The sequence below is a fragment of the Tessaracoccus pujii genome (assembly GCF_055326215.1).
Genome location: NZ_JBUZNP010000002.1, coordinates 150,536 through 175,435, shown reverse-complemented (window position 1 = coordinate 175,435; position 24,900 = coordinate 150,536). Strand labels below are relative to the sequence as shown.

Genomic DNA, 24,900 nt, shown 5'->3' with positions numbered 1-24,900 from the left:
CGCCGAACAAGGAGGCATGGATCCGCGTCAGGCAGACGAGCTTGCCCGGGCCCGTCTGGCGTTCGTGAGCGCGGGGCGGCCCCCGCTGTGCGGGCCCAGGCGCGCCGCGGTGGAGGCAGAGCCGGTACCCGCGCCGTCCACAGAGCTGCTTGAGCCCCTATCCGCGCGCGTGAGCGGTTCCGGTCTTCCACCGCGGCGGCCACTCACGCTGAAACACCTGTGGGTGGTCGCGGTGCTTCTTCTCTGCGGAGTGGGCGTGGCCGTCGCGGCGCTGGCCAGATCCTCGGCCACCGAGATTCCCCTCGCGCCCGTCTCCGTGTCGGCGGCCCCTCAGCCACCCACGCCGAGCCCCGGTCCGCCCGTGATGTTGCGCGTTCATGTGGCCGGAGCGGTGGTGCAGCCCGGTGTGGTCTCGCTGGCAGAGGGCTCGATCGTGCAGGACGCCATCGCCGCGGCCGGCGGGCTGGACGGCGGCGCTGATCCCGCGCAGCTCAATCTGGCCGCCCCGGTCAGCGACGGGATGCAGATCCTCATCGGCACCGAAGACCAACCGCAGGGCGAGGTGCACGGTCCTGCCGCCACGTCGGGTGGTGGGTCCGAGGGAGACGGCGCGGTGGACCTGAACTCCGCCTCCGCCTCGGAACTGGAGTCGTTGCCCGGCATCGGGCCGGTGACGGCGGGCAGCATCGTGGCCTGGCGTGAGGAGAACGGAGGCTTCACCGTCATCGAGGAGCTGCAGGAGGTCAGCGGCATCGGGCCCAAGACCTTCGAGAAGCTGCGGGCGCTCGTCAGGGTCTAGCCCACCGGCCGTCCGTGGGTCGTCAGCGCATCCCCATGACCCGCTTCGCCAGGTCCCGGAGCCAGGATGGCGCGTACAGGCTGAAGAGGAGCGGACACAACACGACGAGCCGGGTCACCGCGGAGGTCGAGCTGCCATTGACCTCGGCCACACCAGCCCTCAGCAGGGCGGTGCGATGCTCCGGGTCGTGCGCCCAGGTCTTGCTCAGACTGGACACCGTGTAGAACTTGTGGCACATCGGCACCGGGACGCGGATGAATCGGCCGAGGAGGGACAGATGGAGGAGCCACGTCCAATCGGCCGAGTACTCGCCGGACTCGTTGCGGTGTATGCCGCCCACCCGACGGTAGGCAGAGCTCCGGAAGACGCCACGATTCGGCACCCACCAGTTCGGGGGACGCAGCGCCAGAGCGATCCCACGCCCCGCTGCCCAGCGCCGGCTCGAGAGGTCGTCGAACACGTGTGTGGTGACTGAGCCGTCCACCTGCGTCACCGTCATGTCGCTGAATGCCAGCACCGCGTCGGGGGCCGACAACAGCGCCGCGGCGAGGCGCTCGGTGTACTCCGGTGCGATGACGTCGTCGTGGAAGGCGAAGAACATGAACTCCCCGTGGGCCCGGCTCATGAGGTCGTTGCTGTTGGCGAGCCAGCCCAGGTTCGTGATCCGGCGGACGACCCGTGTGTCATCGCGCCCCTCAGCGAAGGCGCTGACGATGTTCAGCGTGTCGTCTGTCGAGCAGTCGTCGCCGATGAGTATCTCCAGATGCGGCCAGGTCTGCGCCGCCAGGCTGTCCAGTGTGCGCTGGATGAACGCCGCCCCGTTGTAGGTCGGCACCAGTGCGGTCACGAGCGGGTGGGTGGGTACCGCACCGTGCGCCGTTGGGCTCGTCACGTCACGCCCATCAGCTGGCGGGCAAGACGGTCTGCGAGCCAGGGGGCGGTCGAGAACTTGCCCGTGTCCACCGACACATAGTTGCCGAGGCGGGTGACGCCGAAACGGTCGCGCCTGTGCAGATCCGACGACCGCTCGCCGATGGATCCGAGCCCTTCGGCGAAGACGTGTCCGCCGGCCACGGTGATGGACTCGGCTGCGTCGAGAACGTCGCCGACGCGGGGAATGGCGCCGCAGAGCCCGGCACGCACATCCTCGATGAACTGCACGCGGGCCGGCCCTGTCGGGAGTGCGGGCGCTTCGAGGACGACGTCGGTGCCGTGCGCCACCAGTCCCGACGGGTACCAGGACAGGTAGAAGTCGTGGCCGTTGTAGTTCTTGATGTCCCCGAACGGGCCGAGGGCGACGATCGCGCTGGGGACATCGACGCGGGCGGTCGTTCGCACGAAGAGACACCATCTGACCCGATGGGTCCATCCTCGGGCAGGCCTCAGGCCCGCTGTCAGGTCGATCTCTACCCGTCCGCCCCACAATGCGTTGACGACCACGTCGAAGCGGTCCTCAAATCCGGGAGTGCCGTAGACCGCGATCGTGTCCTCGTCGACACCCGGCGCGACGCCCGTCACCGTGATCCCAGGCAGGAAGGTGACCTGCGGGGTGGCCATCACCGCCTCGGCGAGTGCATCGGCCACCCAACCGGTGTCGACCGAACGCTCGGGCACTCGGTATCCCGCGGTGATCCGATCTGAAGCGATGTTCTCCAACTCCACCCGCGACAGCCGCGACACTGCGGCGTTCGACACGTCCGTCAGGTAGCCGGCCGCCTCGGGATGGTGCCGGACGAGGTCGCTGACGGCGTCGAACTGCGCCCCCAGCGCCTCGGCGTCGATCAGGGAGTCCTGATCGACGAGGTAGATGTCATCGCTGGTTGTGGCATGGGCCCGGATATCACTCCCGATGAGTGGGGAGATGAGCCGGGCGAACGCCAGTCCGCCCGGGAGAACGTGCCGGGCAGTGCTCAGCGTGGTGTCAGCGCCGTACAGGTAGCCGAGGTGGATCTTCCCCTCGTTGTATCGGCTCGCCTCCTGCATCGGCTGGGGATTCCGGTCGATCAGCGTGACGTCAGCCCCGAGCCGGGCCAGATTCATGGCCAGACACGACCCCATGACGCCTGCGCCCAGAAGTCCCACCCGGAGTCGGGGCTTGGCAGCCATGGCTCTCCCTGCCCGGGCCCTGAAAGGGCCCTCTGGCGAAGCGTAGCAACGGTTCTCCACAGCCGGAACAGGTCGTGGGAACAGGAGCTGCGCTGTGCAGATAGTGGGGCATGCAGCCCGCAGAGCGTGATGAGCAGAGCAGGTCGAACGGCCACGACTGGCGCCTGGTTCCGGTAGCCGCCGCGGCGTGGGCGGCTTCCTGGATCGCCACTGCGGGGTGGAGACCGGAGTCGGGACCGTTGGGTGCCCTCGTGGTGGGGCTGGCGCTCATCGCCCTGGTGGCCGCCCGCCTCGGCCGGCTCTGGACCTGCCTTGTGGTCGTGGTCTTCGCGGTGACCTGTCTCACGTCGGGATGGCAGTCGTGGCAGCGGCACAACTCACCTGTGGCGGAGCTGGCCAGGGACAGGGCCATCGGCACCGTCAGAGTCCAGCTCCTCGCCGAGCCTCAGCTCTCCTCGGGCACAACCGTCGCACGGGCAGAGCTGGTGCACGTCGAGGCCCGTGGGCGCCGGATCAGCGCATCGGTGCCGGTGGTTGTTCTCGCCACGGGCACCCCGGGCGCACAGCTGCTCGACGCCGAGGTGGGCGCGCAGTACATCGCGACGGTACGCCTTGGGGCGCCCCGGCCGGAGGAGGCGGTCGCTGCGGTTCTCAGCCTGCGTTCATTGCGTGACGTGGTGCGCCGCCCCAGCCTGCTCGACGCGTCGGCCACCGCCATGCGCCGGGGCCTGCGGGATGCGGTGGCCCACTCGCCGCCGAGCCAGGCGGCGCTGGTGCCTTCCCTGGTGGTGGGGGATACCTCCGGCGTGGACGACGACATGCGGCACCGGTTCCAGGTGACCGGGCTGACGCACCTCATGGCCGTGTCGGGAGCGAACCTGACCCTGATGCTGTCCGTAGTTCTGACGGCCGTCCGCGCCGTCGGTCTCCGCGGGTGGGCCGTTCGGCTGGCTGCCGTGGGCGGGGTGGCTGCCTTCGTTGTGGTCTGTGGGCAGGAGCCTTCGGTGCTGCGTGCCACGGCGATGGGCCTCGTGGCGCTCGCCGCGATCGGAGTCGGCACCGGACGACGCAGCGTGCGGGCGCTCAGCGTCGCCGTTCTGGCGCTGCTGTGGCTGGACCCGTGGCTCGGGCGGTCGGTGGGCTTCGGGTTGTCCGTGTTCGCCTGCGCGGGCATCGTGCTCCTGGGGCCGCCGCTCGTCGGCGCGATGACCCGGTGGGCCCCGCGCTGGGCAGCCGAGGCGGTGGCCGTTCCCCTCAGCGCCCAGATGGCCACCCAGCCACTGGTCACCCTGATCAGTGACCAGGTGTCAGTGGTGGGGGTGATCACCAACGCACTGGCCGGGCCCTTCGTGGGCCCCACCACCGTGCTGGGTCTGGCCGCCGCCATGCTGTGCTGGATTCCCGTCCTCGCGGCCGGACCGGGATGGCTGGCCGGGTGGTGCGCCCAGCCCATCATCTGGCTCGCCGAGGCGGGAAGCTCCCTCCCCACTCCCGCGTGGGAGTGGCAGGCCCGGCCCGCGGCAGTGGCAGTGGTCGTCGTCGCCGTGGCAGCGTTGGTCATGCTGCTGCCCACTCTGCTCCGGACACCGCTGGGAGCCCTCCTCGTCGCGGCCGTCCTCATCCTCGCCTGCCTGGTGCGTCCCGCGCCGCCAGGGTGGCCGGGCCCGTGGTCGGCGGTGTTCTGCGACGTGGATCAGGGTGATGCGACGGTGCTGAGGGCGGGGGAGGGAGCTGCCGTGCTCGTGGACGCCGGCCCGGACGTGAAGGCGACGGCGGACTGTCTCGCCGGTCTGGGTGTGACGTCGGTGCCCTTGCTCATCCTCACGCACTGGCACGCGGACCATACCGGCGGGGCGGCTGCGGTGATCGCCCGGTACCGTCCCGCCCTCATCCTGACGCGCGCGGGGCCACCGCCGCCCTGGCTCGGCGAGGCGGCAGGGGCCGTCGGCGCGGAAGTGCGTCCGGCGCGCCCAGGAGAGGACCTCAACGTGGGGGAGGTGCGGTGGCGGACGGCCTCGGTCTGGGAGCCGGCCGGTGGTGCGGTCCCTGAGGCGGAGGGGGAGGGTGTCGCCGAGAATGACGCGTCGGTGGTCGGCGTGGTGTCGGTCCGGGGACTGACCCTGCTCCTGGCCGGTGACACGGAGCCGGCGGGGCAGGCGGCGGCGCTGCGCAGCGCGCGTCTCCACGGCGTCCCGCTCGCGGCGCACGTGCTGAAGATGCCCCACCACGGCTCGTCCAGGCAGGAACCCAGGCTCTTCGCCGAGACCGGCGCGACGCTGGCCGTGGCATCCGCCGGACTGGACAACGACTACGGGCATCCGGCGCAGGTGACGGTGAGGTTGGCCCAGGATCACGGCATGCGGGTGCTCCGCACGGATCAGCATGGGGCGATCGCGGTCGCGCTGGACGGCGATCGTCTTGTGGCCCGGACGTGGCGTGGGGAGTAGGACGCGCGGATCGTCGCCGGTCACTGGCATGCTAGGGCGCGTGACTTCTTCGCCGTTCGGGACCTCGCTGCTGATCACCGGGCCCGAGAGCCTGCTGGCGCAGCGCCTCGTCGCGGACACCAAGGCCCGTGCGCTGGCGGCCCACCCCGAGGCGGACATCAACGAGATCACAGCCGATGCCCTCGAGAACTCGATGCTCTCCGAGGTGATCGGGGGGTCGCTGTTCTCCACCCACATCGTGGCCGTCATCGACGACGTCGGGGCGTGCCCGCCGGCGGTGGTCGACCAACTGGTGGCCGTCGCCGTCGACCCACCTGAGGAGCTGTGCCTCATCCTCGTCCATCAGGGCGGCATGAAGGGCAAGGCTCTGATCGACAAGCTCAAGAAGGCCAAGGTGCGCACCGAGACCGTGGCCGCGTGGAAGGCCTGGGAGCTGCCGAAGTTCGTCGCCGACGAAGCGCGGCGGCTGGGCCTGCGGATCGGTCAGGACGCGGCCGGTGAGCTCGTGGCCTCCGTCGGGCACGACCTCCGGAGCCTCGCGGCCGCCGTCGGGCAGCTCGCCTCCGATGCGGATACCGGTGAGATCGACGCCGCGCTCGTCAAGCGCTATTTCGCGGGGCGGGCCGAGGTGACGAGCTTCGCCGTCGCGGACGCCGTGCTCGCCGGAAACACCAGCCTGGCCCTCGAGCGGTTGCGGTGGGCGCTGGGCACCGGGGTGGCGACGGTGCTCATCACCAGCGCCATGGCCGGGGCGTTCCGCGGGATGGGCAGGTACGTGGAGGCGCAGGGGTCGCGCATGAGCGACGCCGATCTGGCCCGGCAGCTCGGATTGCCGCCGTGGAAGCTGAAGGACTACGCCCGGACGTCGCGCAACTGGCAGGCGGGGGGCGTGGCGGAGGCCATTCGCCTCATCGCCGTCGCCGACGGCGAGATCAAAGGTGCCGCCACGAACGCGGACTTCGCCCTCGAGCGGATGGTCCTGGGCATCCTGAAGCTGCGCCGGCACTGACCGCCGGCACGCAGAACAGCGCCTTGACGACCGAGGGTCAAGGCGCTGGTCCGGGCGACGCGGAGCGCGTCAGAGAGCGGCGACGGCCGACGAGATGGCCGACTTGCGGTTCGCGGCCTGGTTCGAGTGGATGACACCCTTGCTGACGGCCTTGTCCAGGGCGCGGTTCGCGGCCTTGGCGAACTCGGTGGCCTTCTCGGCCTCACCCGCGGCAAGAGCCGTGCGGAAGTTACGGACATGCGTGCGCAGGGCCGACTTCACGGCCTTGTTGCGCTGCCGAGAGATCTCGTTGGTCTTGATGCGCTTCTTCTGGGACTTGATGTTCGCCACTGGGCAAGCCTCTTTACGGGTGATGATGTTTCGGTCAAGGTGCGTGGGACACGCGACGCTCTAGATTACCCGAGCGGGTCCGGCCTGACAAAATCACGGACCGCCGCCGAGTGGTTCGACCCCTGCGGGGATCCGTGAGACGATGACCTGTCCCGTGTTCACCGACGAGGAGATGCATGCCCGCTCCGCGCCCAGGCAAGACCGACCCTGCCATCATCCGCAACTTCTCCATCATCGCGCACATCGACCACGGGAAGTCCACCCTGGCGGACCGCATGCTGCAGTTGACCGGTGTCGTCGCGGGCAGGCAGATGCGCGCGCAGTACCTGGACCGGATGGACATCGAGCGTGAGCGCGGTATCACCATCAAGTCGCAGGCCGTGCGCATGCCGTGGATCAAGGACGGGGTCACCCACGTCCTCAACATGATCGACACGCCTGGCCACGTGGACTTCACCTACGAGGTGTCCCGATCGCTGCAGGCCTGCGAAGGGGCCATCCTGCTGGTGGACGCCGCTCAGGGGATCGAGGCGCAGACCCTGGCCAACCTCTACCTGGCCCTGGAGGCGAACCTGCACGTCGTCCCCGTGCTGAACAAGATCGACCTCCCCGGCGCCAACCCCGACAAGTACGCCGCGGAGCTGGCCGGGATCATCGGCTGCGAACCGGACGAGGTGCTCCGGGTGTCCGGCAAGACGGGCCAGGGCGTGGCGGAACTCCTCGACGTCGTGGTCGACCAGGTCCCCGCCCCCCAGGGCGATCCGAACGCACCCGCACGCGCACTCATCTTCGACTCGGTCTACGACACCTACCGCGGCGTGGTCACCTACGTCCGGGTGATCGACGGTGAGCTGAGCCACCGCGAGCGCATCCGGATGATGTCCACCAAGGCCACCCACGACCTGCTCGAGGTGGGGGTCATCGCCCCGGACCCGGTCAAGACCGACGCCATCGGCGTGGGCGAGGTCGGCTACCTCATCACGGGTGTCAAGGATGTGCGGCAGTCCCGCGTGGGCGACACCGTCACCGTGGACGCGCACCCCGCCACCACGGCCCTCGCCGGTTACCGGCATCCCAACCCCATGGTCTACGCCGGTCTGTACCCCATCGACGGCGATGATTTCGGCGTGCTGCGGGAGGCCTTGGAGAAGCTCCAGCTCAATGACGCCGCGCTCACCTACGAGCCGGAGAGTTCCAGTGCCCTCGGCTTCGGGTTCCGGATCGGCTTCCTCGGACTCCTTCACATGGAGATCGTGCGCGAGCGCCTGGAGCGGGAGTTCAACCTCGACCTCATCTCCACCGCCCCGAACGTGGTGTACCGGGTGGTGATGGAGGACGGCTCCGAGCACACGGTCACCAACCCGTCGGAGTACCCGGAAGGAAAGATCGCGGAGGTGTACGAGCCGGTGGTGCGCAGCACCATCCTGGCGCCCTCGGAGTACATCGGCACCATCCTCGAGCTGTGCCAGACCCGACGCGGCATCCAGCGTGGTCTGGACTATCTCAGCGAGGACCGCGTCGAGATCCGCTACACGTTGCCGCTGGGTGAGATCATCTTCGACTTTTTCGACGCCCTGAAGTCGCGCACGAAGGGCTACGCGTCGCTCGACTACGAGCCCGACGGCGAGGAGACCTCGGATCTGGTCAAGGTCGACATCCTTCTGCACGGCGACCCCGTCGATGCCTTCTCCGCGATCGTGCACAAGGACAAGGCTTACTCCTACGGGCTCCTGATGGCCTCCAAGCTGAAGGAACTCATCCCGCGCCAGCAGTTCGAGGTGCCCATCCAGGCCGCGATCGGTTCCCGGGTGATCGCGCGGGAGACCATCCGCGCCATCCGCAAGGACGTGCTCGCCAAGTGCTACGGCGGCGACATCTCCCGCAAGCGCAAGCTGCTGGAGAAGCAGAAGGAGGGCAAGAAGCGGATGAAGATGGTCGGACGCGTCGAAGTGCCCCAGGAGGCATTCGTCGCCGCGCTGTCGACCAACGAGTCCACTGCGAAGAAGGCCTGAGCGCCGGGCTCAGATCAGGCCCAGCCGGGCAACGGCGGCCTCCTCGGACCGGAGTTCCGCCACCGAGGCGTCGATCTTCGCGCGGGAGAAGGCGCTGTGGGTGAGGCCCTGCACGATGCTCCAGGAGCCGTCGTTGGTGGTGACAGGGAAGGAACTCACGAGCCCCTCCGGCACCCGGTAGGAGCCGTCGCTCACCACCGCCATCGAGGTCCAGTCGTCGGCCGGGGTCCCAGCGAACCAGTCGCGCACGTGCTCGATGGTCGCGTTGGCCGCCGAGGCGGCACTGGACTTCCCCCGGGCGGCGATGACGGACGCCCCCCGGCGGGCCACCTCGGGGAGATAGTCGAAGGCCACCCATCCGTCGTCGACCCAGTCTGCCGCGGGACGCCCGCAGATCCGGGCATGGTAGACATCCGCGTACTGGGTAGTGGAGTGGTTGCCCCAGATGGTCATCCTGGTGACCTCGTCAGGCCGACGTCGGGTCCGCCGGGCCAGGAGCGAGACCGCACGGTTGTGGTCCAGACGGGTCAGGGCACTGAAGCGCTCGGGCGGAACCCCGTGGGCGTTGCGCTGGGCGATCAGCGCGTTCGTGTTGGCGGGATTGCCGGTCACCACGACCCTCAGGTCACTGGCGGCAGCGGCAGCCAGCGCCTTGCCCTGCGTCGCGAAGATCGCCCCATTGGCCTGAAGCAGGTCAGAGCGTTCCATCCCGGCCTTGCGCGGTGAGGCGCCCACCAGCATCGCCACGTTGACCCCGTCGAAGAGTCGGCGGGGGTCGTCGCCCACTTCTACGCCGGCCAGGACGGGGGAGGCGCAGTCCTCCAGCTCCATGGCGACGCCGGCCAGCGCGGGCATGGCCGCGGGCAGGTCCAGCAGCCGGAGCTCGACCTGCCGGTCCCCGAACACATCGCCCGCGGCGATCCGGTAGACCAGCGAATAGCCGATCTGACCGGCCGCGCCGGTGACCGCGATCCTGATCGGCGCCATGGTCACCGGACGTTCAGGTCGCCGACGAGGACGCAGCGGCGCAGGCGTGCGAAGTTCCTGGCCCGGGTCAGTCCTTCACCCGTGGGGCCCGCGATGGTGAAGGTGCAGTAGCCCTCGCCGCCGATCCCGATGCCGTTGAAGGAGGATCCGTTCTTGACGAAGATCGTGGTCTGGATGCGCTTGGCCATCCTGGTCAGGTGAGACACGTCGCGCGAATGCATGATGGCGGTGTGCCGGTTTCCGTGCTCGAGCTCGCAGGCCAGGTCGATGGCCGCGTCCACATCCGCCGCGCGGACCATCCCGATCACCGGCATCATCAGCTCGTGCACCACGAACGGGTGGTCCCGGTCAGCCTCGCAGACGAGCAGCCGCACGCCCGCCGGGGGCTCCACCCCGATGGCCTTCAGGATCGCTGAGGCCGGCTTGCCCATCCATTCGACGGCCGGGGTGCCGCGGGCGGTGAGGATGACGCCCTCGACGCGGGCCCGCTCGTCGGCGTTCAGCTCGTAGGCGCCGTGCTTGACCATGGAGAACTTCAGCAGGTCGGCGATCGCGTCGACGGCGACGATCTCCTTCTCCGAGGTGCACGGGAGGTTGTTGTCGAAGCTGGCCCCGTCGACGATGCACTTGGCGGCGCGGTCGATGTCGGCGGTGTCGTCGACCACCACGGGAGGGTTGCCAGCGCCTGCGCCGATGGCCTTCTTGCCCGAGCTGAGCACCGTCTTGACGATGCCGGGACCACCTGTGGCCACGATCATGCGCACGTCCTCGTGCGCGATCATCGCGGTGGTGTTCTCGATGGAGGGTTCGGCGACCGTCACCACCAGGTTCTCCGGGGCGCCGACGGCGGAGAGCGCCCGGTTGATCTGCTTGACCTGCCAGACGGAGAGGTCCCGGGCCCTCGGATGCGGACTGAACACCACGGCGTTACCGGCGGCCAGCAACCCGATGCTGTTGCAGGTGATGGTCTCCGTGGGATTGGTGGTGGGGGTGATGGCGCCGATCACTCCGAAGGCGGAGTACTCGACGGTGGTCAGCCCGTCATCGCCGGAGTAGGCCTCGGTGACCAGGTCCTCGACTCCCGGGGTCAGCTCCGCCGCCAGCTTGTTCTTGAGGTACTTGTGCGCGACGTCGCCCATCCCCGTCTGCTGAACCGCCTCAACGGCCATGTAGTCAAGATTCTCGGGGCGCAGCATGACCTCGCGGACGGCCGCGACGTAGCGGCGCCGGTCCGACATCGACCGGGTGAGGTACTCCCGTGACGCCTTGGCAGCGGCCGCGATAGCCGAGTCCATGTCGGCGAAGACGCCGTCGCCTGTGGTGTCCCCGTCGGACGGTAGCTTGGCCAGCACCCGGCGGATCGTCGCTTCGAGCAGAGCAGGATCCAGCTTCATGATTGTTCTCCCATCACAGCGTTCAGTGCATAACTCACAATGTCGGAGTCCTGTTCGACGGTGCCGCCAGAGACGCCGAAGCCTCCCGCGAGGGTCGGGCCGTCGAAGAGCGGCATGCCGCCGCCGAACAGTACGACGCGGCCCGCGTTGCCGTCGGCCAGGCCCGGAAGCGGTCCACCATCACCGGCCAACCGGCCCAGCTCGGACGTGGAGGTCCTGAACGCGGCTGCACTCCAGGCCTTGTTGGCGGCGATGTCGAGTGAGGCGAGCAGCGACCCCGTCATACGGTGCAGAAGAACCGGGTTGCCGGCGGCGTCGACGACAGCCACCACGACGGGCACGTTCAGTTGCGCCGCCCGACGTTCGGCGGCATCAGCCAACTCCTTCGCGCGGCCCAGGCAGGCATCGGCGGACAGGACCGCGCGGTCTGCGGGGCCGCTGAGGGAGGCTGCCACCGCGGCGCGGACCATGCGCTCGATCCGGTCGCGGTCCGCCCACGTCTCCGTGAGGCGAGCCATCGCGTAGACGGCGTCGGAGAGCCGGTTGAGGTACTTGATGAGCTCCGGGCGCACCGGCTCGGACTCGGAGAGGGTAAGGGTGCGGCGCTCGGCTCGGCGCACCACAGTCCGCGCCTGGTGGAATGCCGACGAGCGCTGATCGCGCCCGGGCACCACGAAGGCGCGCTGGGGTCCGGTGATGGCCAGGCAGTCGTCGATGAGCCGCTCGAGGTCGGTGATGTCCGCGTCGCCGACGGTGTCGGCGAGCGTGGCTGTGCCTTTGGCGTCGCTGGCGAGTTCTGCGGCCAGGACGAAGAGTCGCTGCTGCACCTGATGGAGCCGGGCGCGCCAGGGGCCATCGTCGAGGCCCGCCTTGGCCGCCCCGACCGCAGCGTTGGCCTCGTCGACGGTTCCGTAGGCCTCGACGCGCAGGCTCTGCTTCGCCACGCGCGATCCTCCGAAGAGCCCGGTGTCGCCCCGGTCTCCGGTGCGGGTGTAGACGGCGGGCATGACTAGGCGTTCTCGATCTCGACGGCGTCGACGATCCCCACGATGGTGGCGTCGAGGGGGGCCTGGGGGCGATCCGCGGCGAACCGGGCGGAGGAGCCCTTGGTCACGATGACGGTCTCCCCGGTGCCCGCGCCCACCGTGTCCACACACACCTCGGGCGAACCCGTGGCCTCGCCGTTCTCGTCGACGCGGCGGGTCAGCATCAGCTTGAAGCCGATGAGACGTTCGTCCTTGCTCGTCGACACGACGGTGCCGATCACCTTGGCGAGGTACATGTCAGGACCCTTCCTGCAGAGTGATGTGGCGCTTCGCGGCGGCCTCGCGGGCGAGGTCGGTGACGATGGCGCGGGGGTGGAGTCGGATGATGGCGCCGTCAGCCCTGGCCGCGACGGTGGCCTCCGTGACCACGCGCTCGGCCGGGGCATCCGGCTGTGGGGCGCTGCCCGCACCTCCGGCCTGGCGCAGAACCGCCCTGTCGAGACGCGACGCGTCGGACAGCTGCACCCCGAAGGACCGCAGCGTGGCGAGGTTCTTCCGGAGCATCGCCTGGTAGCCGGAGGGCATGTGGGGAAACCAGGAACGCTTGCCCTCGCTGTCCGGGCAGGCGGCGTTGGTGACCACCACGACGGGCTTGCCGCTCATGATGAACTCGGCGATGACGTTGGAGGCCAGACAGTCGCCGACGCCGTGGACCACCTTCGCGACCATGTTGACGGTGAGCGTGGGCACGATGAGGAGGTCGTGGCTGGCCACCAGCGACTTGTCCGCCGGGGTCATGCCGATGCCCGCGATCGTGTCCTGGTCCAGGACCCTGCGGGCCGAGTCCGTCTGGATCCAGTCCAGCGACATCTGGGGATTCAGGCGGGTGAGCGAGGCGCAGGCCTCCTCGAAGCCGAGCAGGGCGCCGGTGAACAGCACGAGCCCGGTCGTCGACGAGGGACTGGGAGCGACCCGCTGGGGCATGAGGCCGACGATCACCTCACGGATGAGGTCTCGCAGCTGCGATTCGTTCATGGGGTCCTCCGCATCGCGGTGCCGAGTGGGGTGGGGAACAGCGGTTCGACGGAGCGCACGACGTCGTGGCCGAGCACATCGTCGAAGACCTCGGCGGCCCGGGGGAAGGAGCTCGATCCGCCGACCAGGTGGATGGCCCCGGGGTCACCGGCGCCGCGGAGGGCGTCACGGGCGATGGTGGCCATCTTCTCTAAAGTGGGGCGGATCAGGCCGAACACCAGCTCGGCGTTGGCCGGGTCACGCTTGAAGTCCTCGGCGTCGGCGTAGTCCATCCCGAGAGCGCCGGAGATGACCAGGGTCATGTGGTGGCCGCCGGTGGCCTCATCGATGGAGAACTCCACTTGCCCGTCGCGCAGCAGCGAGACGCCGGTGGTGCCGTGGCCGACGTCGATGACGGTGCCGTCGCGCACCCCGAGCGCGGTCGCGGCCGCCACCGGTTCGTCGACGATCTCCGCGGTCTGCAGCCCGCAGGACTCCAGCACGTTGCCGAACACCTTCGCGGTGCCGGCGTCGATGCCCGGCGGTGCGGCGACGGTGGCGCGCTCGAAGCGGGTGCCGATCCTCTCCTCCAATGACGTCTTGAGCGCGGCGACGATCCGGACGGCGCCGAGCCAGTCCACCACCACTCCGTCGCGCACCACGGTGGCGCGACGCCACGCCCCAGCCACGGGCGCGCCGGCGTCGTCGACCACCCCGAGCACGATGTTGGCCGTGCCGAGGTCGACGCCGAGGCGCAGTGCGCCGGAGCCGGGGGCGACCTGCTCGGTGCGCACGAGGTGTGCGAACGTCTGCAGGTGGCGGCTGGGGGAGGCGAGCATGGGATCAGTCCTTCACAATGCGCACGTAGTCGCCGGTCCGGGCGCCGACGGCGTTGCCTTCGTCGGTGTCGAGGTGCAGTTCGGCGAGGTAGGAGTCCTTCACGCGGATGAGGAAGTGGTCCAGGCGGCCGCCGCGCTCGCCCTCGAAGAGCACGCTGACGCGGTCCTGGTCGGCGAGCCCCAGCGCGGCCGCGTCGGCGGGACTCATGTGGATATGGCGTCCTGCGACGATCGCCGCGTTGGTGGACGCCACCCGCCCAGCTGGTCCCGAGATCTCGATCGGCGCGGCGTCGTCCAGCCGACCCGACTGGGCCATCGGTGCCGCGACACCCAGCGCGTAGGCGTCCGTGCGACTGAGCTCGACCTGCGTCGCGGGGCGGTTGGGCCCCATGACGCGCACCCGTTCCATGGAGCCCTTGGGCCCATGCAGCGTGACTGTCTCCTCCGCGGCGAACTCGCCGCGTTGCCGCACCATCTTCCGCACGTTCGGCCGGGGGTAGCCGAACAGCGTGAGAAAGTCGGCGTCGGACAGGTGCACGTGCCGGTTCGAGATGCCGACGATCACGCGATTCGGGTCCGCCTCACACAGTCTGGTGAGGACCCTCTCGGCGATCTCGGAGATCAGCTGGGCTTCGGTCATCTCAGGCCTTCGGGAGCAGCTTCTCGACGTCTGCGTGGGGACGCGGGATGACGTGCTGGCTGACGAGCTCGCCGACCTTCGCGGCGGCTGCCGAACCGGCGTCGACGGCAGCCTTGACGGCGCCGACGTCACCGCGGACCATCACGGTGACGAAGCCGGCACCGATCTTCTCGCTGCCGATCAGCGTGACGTTGGCGGACTTGGTCATGGCGTCGGCGGCCTCGATGGCCCCGACGAATCCTTTGGTCTCGACGAGACCGAGCGCTTGGCTCATGCTTGCTTCCTCCTGCTGGTGGTGATGGCGGGGGAGTCCGCCGTCGCCGGGGCGGGTGCCGCGGCGGGTTCTGGGGTGGGGTCTGCCTGAGGTATCTCGGGCGCGGCGGTGGGCTCCTCGACAGCTGGGGGCGCTGCGGAGGGCACCGGCTCGTCGGGGTGGTAGCCGACGGTGGTGCGGTTGAAGACCATCGACTCGACCTGGTCCGAGGGACGGGCGATGACGAGCTTGCTCACCACGCGGCTGACGCGCGCGGCGGCGACCGCGGCGGCGTCGATCGCGGCGTTGACCGCGCCGACCTGGCCGAGGACCTTGATGGTGACGTAGCCGCCACCCTTGGCCAGCTCGTAGCCGACCAGTTCGACGTTGGCGGCCTTGCAGGCTACGTCAGCGGCCTCGATGCCGGCGGCGAGACCGACGACCTCGATCGTCCCTAGCGCTTGCATGGTGGGTCCTTTCCTAGGTGGTGCGAATGAAGTTTCGGAGCGGAATGCGTTTGACGATGCGGGCGGCGTTGGAGCCGACGATCCGGTCGGCCGCACCCCGCTCGAAGTGGCGTGCCACGTAGGGGCGGTGTTCGGGCAGCTTGTCGGTGGTGATGACCACGTAGTCCAGCGCCACGCCGAGGCCGATTCCCAGCCGGGAGGTGACGGCCGCGTCGTGGGCGAGCACGAGCGGGTTGAGGTGGTCGTGCCGCGACACCTCCACGGGGACGCCTTCCTCCTCGATGCCCAGCAGCAGATCGGTCAACTGCTCGTCGGTGGTGCTCTGGTGAACGTGGACGCAGATGGCGGGTGGGCCGTCGATCATCGGGCACCGGCTTCCTCGGCCCAGCTGAGGGCCAGGCCGGTGGCGACGGCGTTGCGGGGTCCCTCGGTGCCGCGGATGTTGGCGCGCCCCGCGACGACGCGGTACTCGGCCAGGGCCTTGGTCACCAGTTGGGGGATCTCGAAGTCGAGCGCCGAGCCGCCCACCAGGACCACGAAGTCGATATCGCGCACGTTGGCGGTGGGGCTCACCTTGCGGAGTGCGCGCACGGCGTTGGTCACGAAGACGCGCTCCTTGGCGCGGATCCGCACCTGCCGGATGGTCTCCAGCGGAAGATCCAGATCCAGGGGCACCATGCCCTCTGGCTTGAGGACCACCACGCGTGCGTAGGCGTGCGGCGGCAGCGGCTCCTCGAAGAATTGGACGGTGCCGTCCTCGTGCCGGATGTTGAACACCGTCTCCACCCGTGCCAGCGGATGTCGCTTGATGTCCTCGGCGGCGTCCCACGAATCCAGGCCCAGCTCGGACTGGATCATCAGCGTGACCATGTTGCCCGCGCCTGCGAGGTGGATCGAGGTGCCGGACCCGTCGGCGTGCATGACTGAGGCGTCTGTGGAGCCTGCGCCGATGTCGAGGATGGCAAGCGGCACGGCCGTCCCAGGGGTGGTCAGCGCGCCGCGGATGGCCATGTCGGCCTCCACTCCGCCCACTTCGACGGGGATTCCGAGCTCTGCGGCCATGTCGGTGGCGATGCGCTGCATCTGCAGCCGGTCGGTCTTGACCATCACCGCGATGCCGACGGCGGCCTCCATGGAGAACTCGTTGGCAATGCCGCCGGAGACCTGGCGCGGGACGTGGGTGTCCACGGCCAGCAGATCGGTGATGCGGATGTCGCGGGGGGAGTGGTTGGTGAGCTGCCCCATCGTGACGCGCACCTTCTCCATCATGCCGCCGACGTTGGTGCCGGGTTCCCCGACGATGTCCTCGACGTGGCGCACCTGCTGGGCCGCGTCCATGATCTCCTCGGAGCCCCGGTCGACGTCGACGTCGACGTGGCGGTTCTCGCCGCGGAAGGTGAGGGTGCCGGCGGGGATGCGGCGTTCCTTGACGTCACCCTTCGGCGTCTTGATGACCACCGCGGAGCGGTTGCCGACCAGCGATCGGGCCAGGGGGACCACCTGCTTGGTGTCCTCGGGGTCCAGCCCGAACAGGGTGGCCAGGCCGAAGGGGTTGGAGAGCACCTCGACGATCCGGCCCACCTCGGCCACCTCGATGGCCGCCAGCATGCCCAGGGGCACCTTCTGGATGAGGGAGACCTCGTCGACGATGGGGATCTTGGTGTGCAGGCGGTTGTGGACGAGGTTGCCGTCGTCGGCCTGAAGGATGGCGCCCGTGATGGTCAGGCGACCGGAGGCGTGGTTGAGCCGCCGGGCCACGTCGTCGTGCGGGTGGCTGCGGTCGGCCACCACGATCAGCGGTTCGGTGGTCGAGGTCGAGTCCAGGTCACCGATGGCGACCGTCTTCCCGACGCCGATGCCGAGCCCGCCGGGGGTGGAGGGGTTGTGGCCGATCATCGTGGACTCCGTGATGATCGTCTCGGTGATGGTCTCCATCGCCACGTCGCCGATGACGGGGGCCGCCTCGTTGATGCGGATGACCTCAACGTCGTCCATCAGCCTGCCGGCGCGGTCGAGGGCCACCCGCAGTGCGTGGACGACGCCCTTGATGTTGGCGTCGGTGCCTTTGATCCCGGTGGTGGGGATGGTTGAGCTCGCCAGAAAGACGAGCTCACCGCCGCGACGCTCGGCCAACGCGACCTCGGTGGTCGCGTTGCCGATGTCGATGCCGGCAACCATCCCCATCGTCGGAGTCCTCTCTTCGGTGTGTGCGGTGGGCTTTTGAGGGTCAGTCGACGCGCAGGCGTCCGCGGCCCTCATAGACGTCGGCTGCCTCGCGGACGAAGCCGGCCGAGACCTTCGCCCCGTAGCTGCCCTCGAGCTCGGCGGCGATGTCGTACAGCTCGGCCTTCGTCGAGCGGTACGGGCGCAGCGCGTTGTAGATCTCGAGGAGCCGCTCGTCGGGCACCTTCACCAGTTCCGCCGCGCGCCGGAGGTTGCGCGCCAGGCTGGCGCGTCCGGAGTCATCAGCCACCTGGGCCTGAAGCTCCAGCGTCTCAGAGGAGATGCGGAAGTCGTCGGGCTTCAGCGCGCCGGAGCGCAGCCCCGCGAAGGTGAGCTCGGAGAGGGGCTTGCCGTTGTTGGTGGTCACCATCTCCGGGTGCTTCTCCGCCAGCGGGTAGTGCTGGCGGCCGATGGTGGCAGCCCCTCCAGCGGCTGCCGTTCCCGCGGGCTTCTTGGCGAACGAGACCTGCTCGCCGTTGAGGTTGGCCATGACCTCGGCCATGATCTGTCGGATGAGTTGTTCTTGATCCATGTCGATTCCTCAGGCCTGGCTGACCTGCAGCGTTTGGGTCTTCTTGGTCAGATCACACAGCCGCGTTTCCTTGTTGTGCAGCAGTGCGGCGATGGCCTGATACTTCGGGCGGGCCATCTGGTCGTTGCGGGTGGGCACCGGTGAGGGAGACTCGCCCTTGGCGTACTTCGCCGCGTTCTTGCCGATGGCGCGGAACACGTCGAGGTCGATGAGCGGCGACTGGCTGAACAGCTCCAGGTTGCTCAACGGGGGGAGGTCCTTCTGGTGGATCACGGTGGTGCCGCGGGACTGCAGCCCGATGCCGATGCCCGAGCCTGACAGCTTGGCTGCCTCGTGGGCGATGAAGCCGACGTCGGCCGTGCGATACACCTTGAGGAGCCGGTAGTGGAGTCCCTCCTCCTCGATGCCCGCGCAGATCTGCTTCAGCACTTCGCCGTGCGGGAGCCCGATGATCGTGGCGAAGATCTGGGAGCTGAACGCCGGCGACAGCGCGATCACCACCTCCTTGGGGTCGGTGCCTCGTTGCGCGGGCCCGGTCTCGGTGAGGGTGATCCGGCCGGCCAACGATTCGGCCGGGATGGAGGGTGACGTCGGTGCGGCAGCCGCCTCGCCGGCCATCTCGCGCACCACCTGCTCGATGATCTGCTTGAGCGTGCTCTGATCGATACTCATTGCGGTCACCTCAAATACTTTCCGGGCTGACGGCCTGACGGATGTCCTTGATCCGGTTCCACAACTCGTCGGAGATCTGGTAGCCGGTCATCGGGCCCGCGTAGTCGTTGGGGTAGTTGACGGCGGAGTTGACGTTGAACTGCTCGTCGAAGATCGCCGCCGTGTGCAGGTAGTCGCCCGCCACACGGCACTTGAGGAGCTTGAACACGGACTCGGCCACGTCCTCGAAGCCGCCCTTGATGAGCGCCTGGACGACGTCGAAGCCGGTCACGGTGCGCTTCATCATCTCCTCGGCCGCCTTGAGGTCCTCCACGACGTTGCGCTTGGGCATGTCGTTGGAGCTGTGGGCGTACGTCGCGGCCTCCACCTCGGCGTCGGTGATCGGCGGGAGCCCGAGCTCACGGAACACGGCCTGCAACGCACGGGTGGCCTTGCGGCGCACCGCCACCACGTCGTCCTCGAGAACAGGGACCAGGCCGCCGTCGACGCGGAGGTCGCGTTGGATGATGTTCCAGTCGTCGTAGTCCTCGGCGTCCCAGTTCGATCCGGCGAACATGTTGTCCAGGTTGGGCGTCGCGCTGTAGCCGGAGCAGATGAAGTCCGTGCCGGGCACGAACTGCATGAGCGAGCGGGCGACGCGGCGCAGGTCCGAGTGGGTGAACGTCTGGTCGTTGCTGGAGGCGCATTCGAGGTCCATCATCATCGCGATGAGGTTCTCGGCCAGGATCGCGCGGATGCCCTGCGGGACCGCGGCGGGGACGCCGACGCAGCTCACGGAGCCGTTCTGCGTGCCCTGGGAGCCGGCGGCCTTGGTGATGAACTGGCAGCGGGCCTCCAGGTAGAGCATGGACTTGCCCTCGGCGTAGCCCATCTGCACCTCGGATCCGGTGCCGGAGGTGAAGCGCATCTTCAGGCCGCGCGAGGCGTAGCTGGAGGCGAGGAACGCCTTCGACCACGGGGTGTCGTCTCCGTCCATGAACACCGCCTCGGTGCCGTAGACCGACACGGTCTCGGCATAGGCGGTCAGACCGCGCATGCCGAGCTGCAGTTCGGTGGCCTCCTCGACGGCGCACTGGGTCAGCACGCCGGGGCGTCCAGTCTGGGCGCCCACCAGCAGGCTGAGGGCGTTGAACGGGGCGTAGCGCACGACGGCGACCGTGGTCTCCATCTCGGCGAAGCCCCGGATGCCTGCCTCGGCGGCGTCTGCAGCGATGAGGACCGGGTGGTCCTGCACGTTGGTGACGTGGCACTGGTTGGCGGGCTGCTTGCGGGCACGCAGCTTGGTGACCGCCATCATCATCTCGAGCACGCTCATCATGCCGACCACCTCGGTGGCCTTCGCCGGCGTCATGGCGGTGGTCAGGGGGATGATCTGGCTGCGGGGGACGTTGATGTCGCACAGCATGCGGGCGAACTGGAGCGAGTCGATGGCCATCGCCTCTTCGGCGCGCTCCAGGTTGATGCCGTAGGTGGCGATGAACGTGTCGAGCATGTCGAAGTCGGCGCAGGCCTTGCCGTCGAGCTCGACGACCTTGCCGCCCTCGATGCGGATCGACGGCTTAGGGTCGTTGGGGCTGTCCATCGCGATCAGGCCCACCTCAGGCCATTCGCTGACGAACCCGTCCTGGTTGACCGGGCGCGCGTCGAGCGCCTCGAACCTCTTGGATCTCATGGGTTGGTCATCCTTCAGATGTAGGGAGTCGTCGAGGACTCGGGGTAGGTGCCCAGCGAGCCGAGCAGGGCGCGCCCGACCTCGCGTGCGGCGACGATGGCCTGCCGGACCGCGCCGGAGTCACCGCTGAAGAAGGAGATGACCTCGTTGGAGTAGCTGGTGCCGGCGGCGGGGCTGGCGTAGCCCACCACCTCGATGGTCGAGGCCTTCACAGCGGTGTCGGCGAGCACGACGCCGATGGCGGCCGGGGCTCCGACGGTGATCCCGAAGGCCTTGCCGATCGGGGCGTTGAACGCCTTCGCCAGAGCGTGCGAGGCACGCGCGGTGTACTGGAACTCGAGGTGGCCGGCTTCGTTGCCGTACACGTCGCCGAAGGTCCTGTCCAGCTCGGACAGCGTCACCTCGACGGCGCGGCGGGCGTCGGAGACGTCCTCGGCACCGAAGACGATGAGGGAGCCGTGGCCGGCTCCGCCCTTGGTGTCGCGGGGGAGCTCGATGGTGAGGACCTCGCAATTGGTGGCCTTGACGGCCTCGTCGGCGGCGAAGATGTGGGGTCCGGCGCCGGTGCGTGCGCCGACGATACCGATGGAGCGGTACTTCGGGTCCAGGTTCATCATCTGGTGCAGCTGGGGGTCCACGTTGGCGATGACCAGGCCGATGGTGTCTCCCAGGGCGTTGGTGCCGACGAACTCGGTGGCCGCGGGCCGCGCGGCGGCGGCCGGGGTGGGGGCGCTGTCGCCCATCTTCTTCATGACTTCAGCCATGACCTTGTTGATCATTTCATCCGACATGTCAGGCCTGCTTCGCGCATCCGGGGAGGATCTTCTCGACGTCGGTGTGCGGGCGCGGGATCACGTGCACACTCACCAGCTCGCCGACCTTGCTGGCGGCTGCCGCGCCGGCGTCGGCTGCCGCCTTCACGGCTCCGACATCGCCTCGGACGAAGACGGTCACGAAACCCGCGCCGATCTTCTCGCTGCCGATGAGTTGGACGTTGGCCGACTTCACCATCGCGTCAGCCGCTTCGACGGCCGCTACGAATCCCTTGGTCTCGACCATGCCTAGTGCTTCTTGCATCACTCGACTCCTTCGTCGTTTGGAAAGTGGCCGACTCTGGTCACCTCGCTGGTCACGATAGGCAGGCTTCCGGTACACGGAGTCGGCCACTTGTTACACATTCCTGCTCAGGCGTGCCCCAGCCGTTGAGGATCCCAGGGGGCGGGTTAGTGTGGTGCTCGCACAGTGGAACGAGGTGGTTCATGGACGTGCAGGACAAGCAGCGCATCATTCAGGAGTTCGTCCCGGGCAAGCAGGTGACGCTCGCCCACGTGATCGCCAACCCAGACGAGCATCTCTACGCCAAGATCGGGTTGACGTCGAAGAGTCGGGGAGCCGTCGGCGTCCTCACCATCACGCCGGGGGAGGCTGCGGTGATCGCGGCTGACGTGGCAACGAAGTCGGCCGGCGTGGAGTTGGCCTTCGTCGACCGGTTCTCGGGGTCGCTCCTCATCGTCGGCCGATTGGGCGACGTTGAGGCCGCCCTGCGCGGTGTGGTGGACACCTTGGAGTCGGTGCTCGGTTTCACTCCGGCCCCGGTGACGCGGACATGACGGCGGCCGGCGTGGAGTGTCCGTCGATCCTGCTGGTCGGCAGTGTCGGATCTGGCAAGACGACCTTCCGGCAGCGGCTGCGCGACGAGGACATCGAGTACGTCAAGACCCAGGCGATCGAGGCCTTCGACGGCATCGTCGACACCCCTGGGGAGTTCCTGCAGCACGGCCGCCTCCGGAGCGCGCTCCAGGTGGTGGCCTTCGACGTGGATCTCGTCGTGCTGATGGTGGATCCCACCACGGGCGGCGCGCGGATCCCCCCCGGGTTCGCCACCTCGTTCAACCGTGACGTCATCGGCGTGGTCACGAAGACCGACCTGGCCACCGCCGAGGAGGTCGCCGCGGCCAGCGCGCTCCTGCGCGACGCGGGCGCCGCGCCCGTCCTGCCCGTCGATTCCGTCAGCGGCGCGGGGTTCGATGCCGTCCGGGAGGTGCTGTGTCCGTCGTAGAGGTCCGCGACGACCGCCTCGCGGGCCTGGACCTGCGCACGCTGATCGACCTGGAGCAGCTCCAGCGCATCCAGGACGACTTCGCGGTGGAGACCGGGCTTGCGATGATCACGGTGGACTCCATGGGCAGTCCCGTGACGCGCGCCTCCGAGTTCAGCGCCCTCTGCCAGTTCCTCCGCCAGGATCCGGAGATCCGGCGCCGCTGCTTCTCCTGCGACGCGCACGGCGGGTTCCAGTCCGCGCTGGAGGGAAAGCCGTTCCTGTACCGCTGTCACGCGGGCCTCGTCGACTTCTCGGTGTCCATCGTGATGGGCCAGCACTACCTCGGCGCCATCCTTGCCGGTCAGGTTCTCCTGACGAAGGGGCAGGAATCGCTGGGCAAGATCCTCGGCAGCACGGATTCGCTCACCGACGCCGGGCCCGTGGCCGACCTGCTGGACCAGGTGAAGGTCGTCGAACTCTCGAAGCTCGAGTCGGCCGCCGACGCCATCGTGCGGTTGGCCAACGACTCACTGACGCGACGCGGCACCAGCTACTACCTCCCGGCTGCGACCGGGCCGTACCTGGGCCGGCTTCAGCCCATCGCAGTGGCAGCCTCCCCGCAGAACCAGGTGCTGGCGCCGCTCCTCCTGGGCAAGTCCAAGGCCCTGCCGCTGGTACCGATCCAGTCTGACCCCCAGCCCCCATCAGCCGACCTCGACGCGAGCAGGGTCGCGGCGAATCTCCACGACGCCAACGTCGCCGCCAACCTCGAGCTCCTCGGCCTCTACCTCGACCGGCTGCTGCCACGGTGGAGCCAGAAGATCCAGGCCTCGAAGCTGGCGGAGTTCGAGGACCTGCTGATCGGGCTGGCGTCGAGTGAGGGCGTGCACCACGGCCGCGACATCTCCCAGGTGGTGATCCGCAACCGCAACAAGCGCCGCCCGGACCTCAACCGCTACGAGTGCCAGGTGTACTGCGAGAAGCTCATCATCCTGCTGCACAACCTGGTTGAGCCGGACCTGCTGCCCAGGGAGCGCACGATCGCCACCCTGCTCAACGAGGTCGAGAAGGACCCCACCAGCTTTCTCACCTCAGCCAAGGCGGCCGAGTACCTCATGTGGTCCGAGTCACACTTCGCCCGACGATTCAAGGACAAGACGGGGCAGAGTTTCATCAACTACGTCACCAGCAAGCGGCTCGAGCGGGCCAAGTTCATGCTGATCCACACCTCCAAGCCGGTGCTGAGGATCGCCACCGAGCTGGAGTTCCAGCCCGCCAACTACTTCTCCCGCACGTTCAAGAAGCTCGTCGGCGTGACGCCGAGTCAGTACCGCCAGGAGCACGCGCAGAAGGGTCAGCCATGAGGGAGTTCCGGCTGGGCACGCACGTCCGGATGGGGCCGGACGCGCTCACCGCGCTCGACGACTTCGCGTCTCGGCGGGTGTTCCTCGTCACCGACGAGTTCCTCTCCACCACGCCGGTCTTCGCGCGGGTGCTGGAGCGGTTGGGGCAGCGGGTGACCAGGTTCACCGACGTGGTGCCCAACCCCACCATCGCCACCATCAGCAAGGGAGTGGCGGTGTACCTGGAGGCGCGGCCCGACGTCGTGGTCGCCTACGGCGGAGGCTCGGTGATGGACGCGGCCAAGGCCATGCACAAGGCGGCGCTGGACTCCGGCTTCGGCGCCACGGAGGGTCTGATAGCCATCCCCACCACGAGCGGCTCGGGCTCCGAGGTGACGTCCTTCGCCGTGCTGACCGACGAACGCACCCACACCAAGATCCCGCTCGTCTCACCGGACATGGTGGCGCGCCTCGCCATCCTGGACCCGGAGGCGGTGATCGGGGTGCCGCAGCGGATCACCGCCGACTCCGGCATGGACGTCCTCACCCACGCGGTCGAGGCGTACGTGTCGACGGGGGCCTGCGACTTCTCCGACGCCCTGGCAGAAAAGGCCGTGGAACTCGTCTTCGTCCACCTCGTGCGCTGCTACACCCACGGTGAGGACCGCGACGCCCGCGGTCACATGCACAACGCGTCCTGCCTGGCGGCGATGGCCTTCGACAACGTGGGGCTGGGGATCACCCACAGCCTGGCGCACGCCCTCGGCGGTCACTTCCCGGTCGCCCACGGCCGGCTCAACGCGATGCTGCTGCCGCACGTCGTGGCCTTCAACGCCGAGCGCAGCACGCTGGCCGCTGCCCGCTACGCCCGCCTCGGCAGGCTCGTGACCCCGTCGGCCACCGGCTCGGCGGCGGTGACTTCCCTGGTGGCGGGGATCCGTCGCCTCAACCAGCAGCTGGGCATCCCTGAGCTGATCGTCGAGGCAGGTGTGGCACAGGACGCGTTCCGGGCCGCGATCGACCAGATGGCGTCCTCGGCGCTGGAGGACGGCTGCACCCCGTCAAACCCGGTGCAACCCACCCGCGAGGATCTGGTGCTCCTTCTGCGGAAGCTCGGCTGAGGATCGCGCCGTA

General features: G+C 68.8%; 27 protein-coding genes. 8 read left to right on the top strand and 19 right to left on the bottom strand.

All coding sequences use genetic code 11. The features are described 5' to 3' along the window. Window positions 1–16 precede the first annotated feature (16 nt). Window positions 17–799 carry a ComEA family DNA-binding protein gene (locus ACZK5N_RS02860; RefSeq protein WP_459019982.1) on the top strand — a complete coding sequence of 261 codons (783 nt, stop codon included), beginning with the start codon at window positions 17–19 and terminating at the stop codon, window positions 797–799. 22 nt (window positions 800–821) lie between these two features. On the opposite strand, the gene ACZK5N_RS02855 is transcribed toward ACZK5N_RS02860, so the two are convergent. Together ACZK5N_RS02855 and ACZK5N_RS02850 are read right to left on the bottom strand one after the other, a co-directional pair. After that, window positions 822–1,646: a glycosyltransferase family 2 protein gene (locus ACZK5N_RS02855; protein WP_463624607.1), complete on the bottom strand. Its 825-nt coding sequence runs from the start codon at window positions 1,644–1,646 to the stop codon at window positions 822–824. A 41-nt stretch (window positions 1,647–1,687) separates the two neighbouring features. After that, window positions 1,688–2,905, bottom strand: coding sequence for an FAD-dependent oxidoreductase (locus ACZK5N_RS02850; protein WP_459019980.1), 1,218 nt, complete (start codon window positions 2,903–2,905; stop codon window positions 1,688–1,690). 110 nt (window positions 2,906–3,015) lie between these two features. Here ACZK5N_RS02850 and ACZK5N_RS02845 point away from each other — a divergent pair, with 110 nt between their 5' ends. Next, entirely contained in the window at window positions 3,016–5,352 is a 2,337-nt protein-coding gene (locus tag ACZK5N_RS02845; protein WP_459019979.1) for a ComEC/Rec2 family competence protein, read from the top strand. 40 nt (window positions 5,353–5,392) lie between these two features. Beyond that, a complete protein-coding gene (gene holA / locus ACZK5N_RS02840) occupies window positions 5,393–6,361 on the top strand; it encodes a DNA polymerase III subunit delta (RefSeq protein ID WP_459019978.1) in 969 nt (322 codons plus the stop codon). 69 nt (window positions 6,362–6,430) lie between these two features. Here holA and rpsT read toward each other — a convergent pair whose 3' ends face one another. Beyond that, window positions 6,431–6,691: a 30S ribosomal protein S20 gene (gene rpsT, locus ACZK5N_RS02835; RefSeq protein ID WP_459019977.1), complete on the bottom strand. Its 261-nt coding sequence runs from the start codon at window positions 6,689–6,691 to the stop codon at window positions 6,431–6,433. A gap of 176 nt (window positions 6,692–6,867) precedes the next feature. Here rpsT and lepA point away from each other — a divergent pair, with 176 nt between their 5' ends. Beyond that, window positions 6,868–8,703, top strand: a complete 1,836-nt coding sequence (gene lepA, locus ACZK5N_RS02830) for a translation elongation factor 4 (RefSeq protein ID WP_459019976.1) — start codon at window positions 6,868–6,870, stop codon at window positions 8,701–8,703. A gap of 9 nt (window positions 8,704–8,712) precedes the next feature. On the opposite strand, the gene ACZK5N_RS02825 is transcribed toward lepA, so the two are convergent. Genes ACZK5N_RS02825 through pduA form a run of 16 tightly spaced genes read right to left on the bottom strand, consistent with a single transcriptional unit; the run spans window position 8,713 to window position 21,462 of the window. Further along, window positions 8,713–9,696 carry a malate dehydrogenase gene (locus tag ACZK5N_RS02825; RefSeq protein ID WP_459019975.1) on the bottom strand — a complete coding sequence of 328 codons (984 nt, stop codon included), beginning with the start codon at window positions 9,694–9,696 and terminating at the stop codon, window positions 8,713–8,715. After that, the gene (locus tag ACZK5N_RS02820; protein ID WP_459019974.1) at window positions 9,693–11,084 is read right to left on the bottom strand and encodes an aldehyde dehydrogenase family protein; all 1,392 of its coding nucleotides are present in this window, start codon (window positions 11,082–11,084) and stop codon (window positions 9,693–9,695) included. The genes ACZK5N_RS02825 and ACZK5N_RS02820 overlap by 4 nt, the downstream gene beginning before the upstream one ends. After that, the gene (locus ACZK5N_RS02815) at window positions 11,081–12,091 is read right to left on the bottom strand and encodes a cob(I)yrinic acid a,c-diamide adenosyltransferase (RefSeq protein WP_459019973.1); all 1,011 of its coding nucleotides are present in this window, start codon (window positions 12,089–12,091) and stop codon (window positions 11,081–11,083) included. The genes ACZK5N_RS02820 and ACZK5N_RS02815 overlap by 4 nt, the downstream gene beginning before the upstream one ends. 2 nt (window positions 12,092–12,093) lie before the next feature. After that, the gene (locus tag ACZK5N_RS02810) at window positions 12,094–12,366 is read right to left on the bottom strand and encodes a EutN/CcmL family microcompartment protein (protein ID WP_459019972.1); all 273 of its coding nucleotides are present in this window, start codon (window positions 12,364–12,366) and stop codon (window positions 12,094–12,096) included. A 1-nt stretch (window position 12,367) separates the two neighbouring features. After that, window positions 12,368–13,105: a flavoprotein gene (locus ACZK5N_RS02805; protein WP_459019971.1), complete on the bottom strand. Its 738-nt coding sequence runs from the start codon at window positions 13,103–13,105 to the stop codon at window positions 12,368–12,370. Next, the gene (gene eutJ, locus ACZK5N_RS02800) at window positions 13,102–13,923 is read right to left on the bottom strand and encodes an ethanolamine utilization protein EutJ (protein WP_459019970.1); all 822 of its coding nucleotides are present in this window, start codon (window positions 13,921–13,923) and stop codon (window positions 13,102–13,104) included. The genes ACZK5N_RS02805 and eutJ overlap by 4 nt, the downstream gene beginning before the upstream one ends. A 4-nt stretch (window positions 13,924–13,927) precedes the next feature. Next, window positions 13,928–14,563 carry a phosphate propanoyltransferase gene (pduL, locus tag ACZK5N_RS02795; protein ID WP_459019969.1) on the bottom strand — a complete coding sequence of 212 codons (636 nt, stop codon included), beginning with the start codon at window positions 14,561–14,563 and terminating at the stop codon, window positions 13,928–13,930. A 1-nt stretch (window position 14,564) separates the two neighbouring features. Beyond that, entirely contained in the window at window positions 14,565–14,837 is a 273-nt protein-coding gene (locus ACZK5N_RS02790; protein WP_459019968.1) for a BMC domain-containing protein, read from the bottom strand. Then, window positions 14,834–15,283, bottom strand: coding sequence for a BMC domain-containing protein (locus tag ACZK5N_RS02785; protein WP_459019967.1), 450 nt, complete (start codon window positions 15,281–15,283; stop codon window positions 14,834–14,836). The genes ACZK5N_RS02790 and ACZK5N_RS02785 overlap by 4 nt, the downstream gene beginning before the upstream one ends. A gap of 13 nt (window positions 15,284–15,296) precedes the next feature. Next, complete coding sequence (locus ACZK5N_RS02780) at window positions 15,297–15,647, bottom strand: glycerol dehydratase reactivase beta/small subunit family protein (RefSeq protein WP_459019966.1); 351 nt, start codon at window positions 15,645–15,647, stop codon at window positions 15,297–15,299. Then, window positions 15,644–17,467, bottom strand: a complete 1,824-nt coding sequence (locus ACZK5N_RS02775; RefSeq protein ID WP_459019965.1) for a diol dehydratase reactivase subunit alpha — start codon at window positions 17,465–17,467, stop codon at window positions 15,644–15,646. Before ACZK5N_RS02775 ends, ACZK5N_RS02780 begins: the two co-directional genes overlap by 4 nt. 43 nt (window positions 17,468–17,510) lie before the next feature. After that, window positions 17,511–18,038, bottom strand: a complete 528-nt coding sequence (locus ACZK5N_RS02770) for a diol dehydratase small subunit (RefSeq protein ID WP_459019964.1) — start codon at window positions 18,036–18,038, stop codon at window positions 17,511–17,513. A gap of 9 nt (window positions 18,039–18,047) precedes the next feature. Continuing rightward, window positions 18,048–18,710: a propanediol/glycerol family dehydratase medium subunit gene (locus ACZK5N_RS02765; protein WP_459019963.1), complete on the bottom strand. Its 663-nt coding sequence runs from the start codon at window positions 18,708–18,710 to the stop codon at window positions 18,048–18,050. Between the two features lie 10 nt (window positions 18,711–18,720). Continuing rightward, a complete protein-coding gene (locus tag ACZK5N_RS02760; protein WP_459019962.1) occupies window positions 18,721–20,382 on the bottom strand; it encodes a propanediol/glycerol family dehydratase large subunit in 1,662 nt (553 codons plus the stop codon). Between the two features lie 14 nt (window positions 20,383–20,396). Continuing rightward, complete coding sequence (gene pduB / locus ACZK5N_RS02755) at window positions 20,397–21,173, bottom strand: propanediol utilization microcompartment protein PduB (RefSeq protein ID WP_459019961.1); 777 nt, start codon at window positions 21,171–21,173, stop codon at window positions 20,397–20,399. 1 nt (window position 21,174) lies between these two features. Further along, window positions 21,175–21,462 (bottom strand): propanediol utilization microcompartment protein PduA, encoded by a 288-nt coding sequence (gene pduA, locus ACZK5N_RS02750; protein ID WP_459019960.1) that lies wholly within the window; start codon window positions 21,460–21,462, stop codon window positions 21,175–21,177. A 179-nt stretch (window positions 21,463–21,641) separates the two neighbouring features. On the opposite strand from pduA, the gene ACZK5N_RS02745 reads away from it, so the two are divergent. The 4 genes from ACZK5N_RS02745 to ACZK5N_RS02730 are packed head-to-tail and all read left to right on the top strand — an operon-like array spanning window position 21,642 to window position 24,887. Beyond that, window positions 21,642–21,992 (top strand): BMC domain-containing protein, encoded by a 351-nt coding sequence (locus tag ACZK5N_RS02745; RefSeq protein ID WP_459019959.1) that lies wholly within the window; start codon window positions 21,642–21,644, stop codon window positions 21,990–21,992. After that, a complete protein-coding gene (locus ACZK5N_RS02740; RefSeq protein ID WP_459019958.1) occupies window positions 21,989–22,441 on the top strand; it encodes a EutP/PduV family microcompartment system protein in 453 nt (150 codons plus the stop codon). Before ACZK5N_RS02745 ends, ACZK5N_RS02740 begins: the two co-directional genes overlap by 4 nt. Continuing rightward, window positions 22,429–23,787 (top strand): PocR ligand-binding domain-containing protein, encoded by a 1,359-nt coding sequence (locus ACZK5N_RS02735; RefSeq protein WP_459019957.1) that lies wholly within the window; start codon window positions 22,429–22,431, stop codon window positions 23,785–23,787. The genes ACZK5N_RS02740 and ACZK5N_RS02735 overlap by 13 nt, the downstream gene beginning before the upstream one ends. Next, window positions 23,784–24,887, top strand: a complete 1,104-nt coding sequence (locus ACZK5N_RS02730) for a 1-propanol dehydrogenase PduQ (protein ID WP_459019956.1) — start codon at window positions 23,784–23,786, stop codon at window positions 24,885–24,887. The genes ACZK5N_RS02735 and ACZK5N_RS02730 overlap by 4 nt, the downstream gene beginning before the upstream one ends. Window positions 24,888–24,900: the final 13 nt, after the last annotated feature.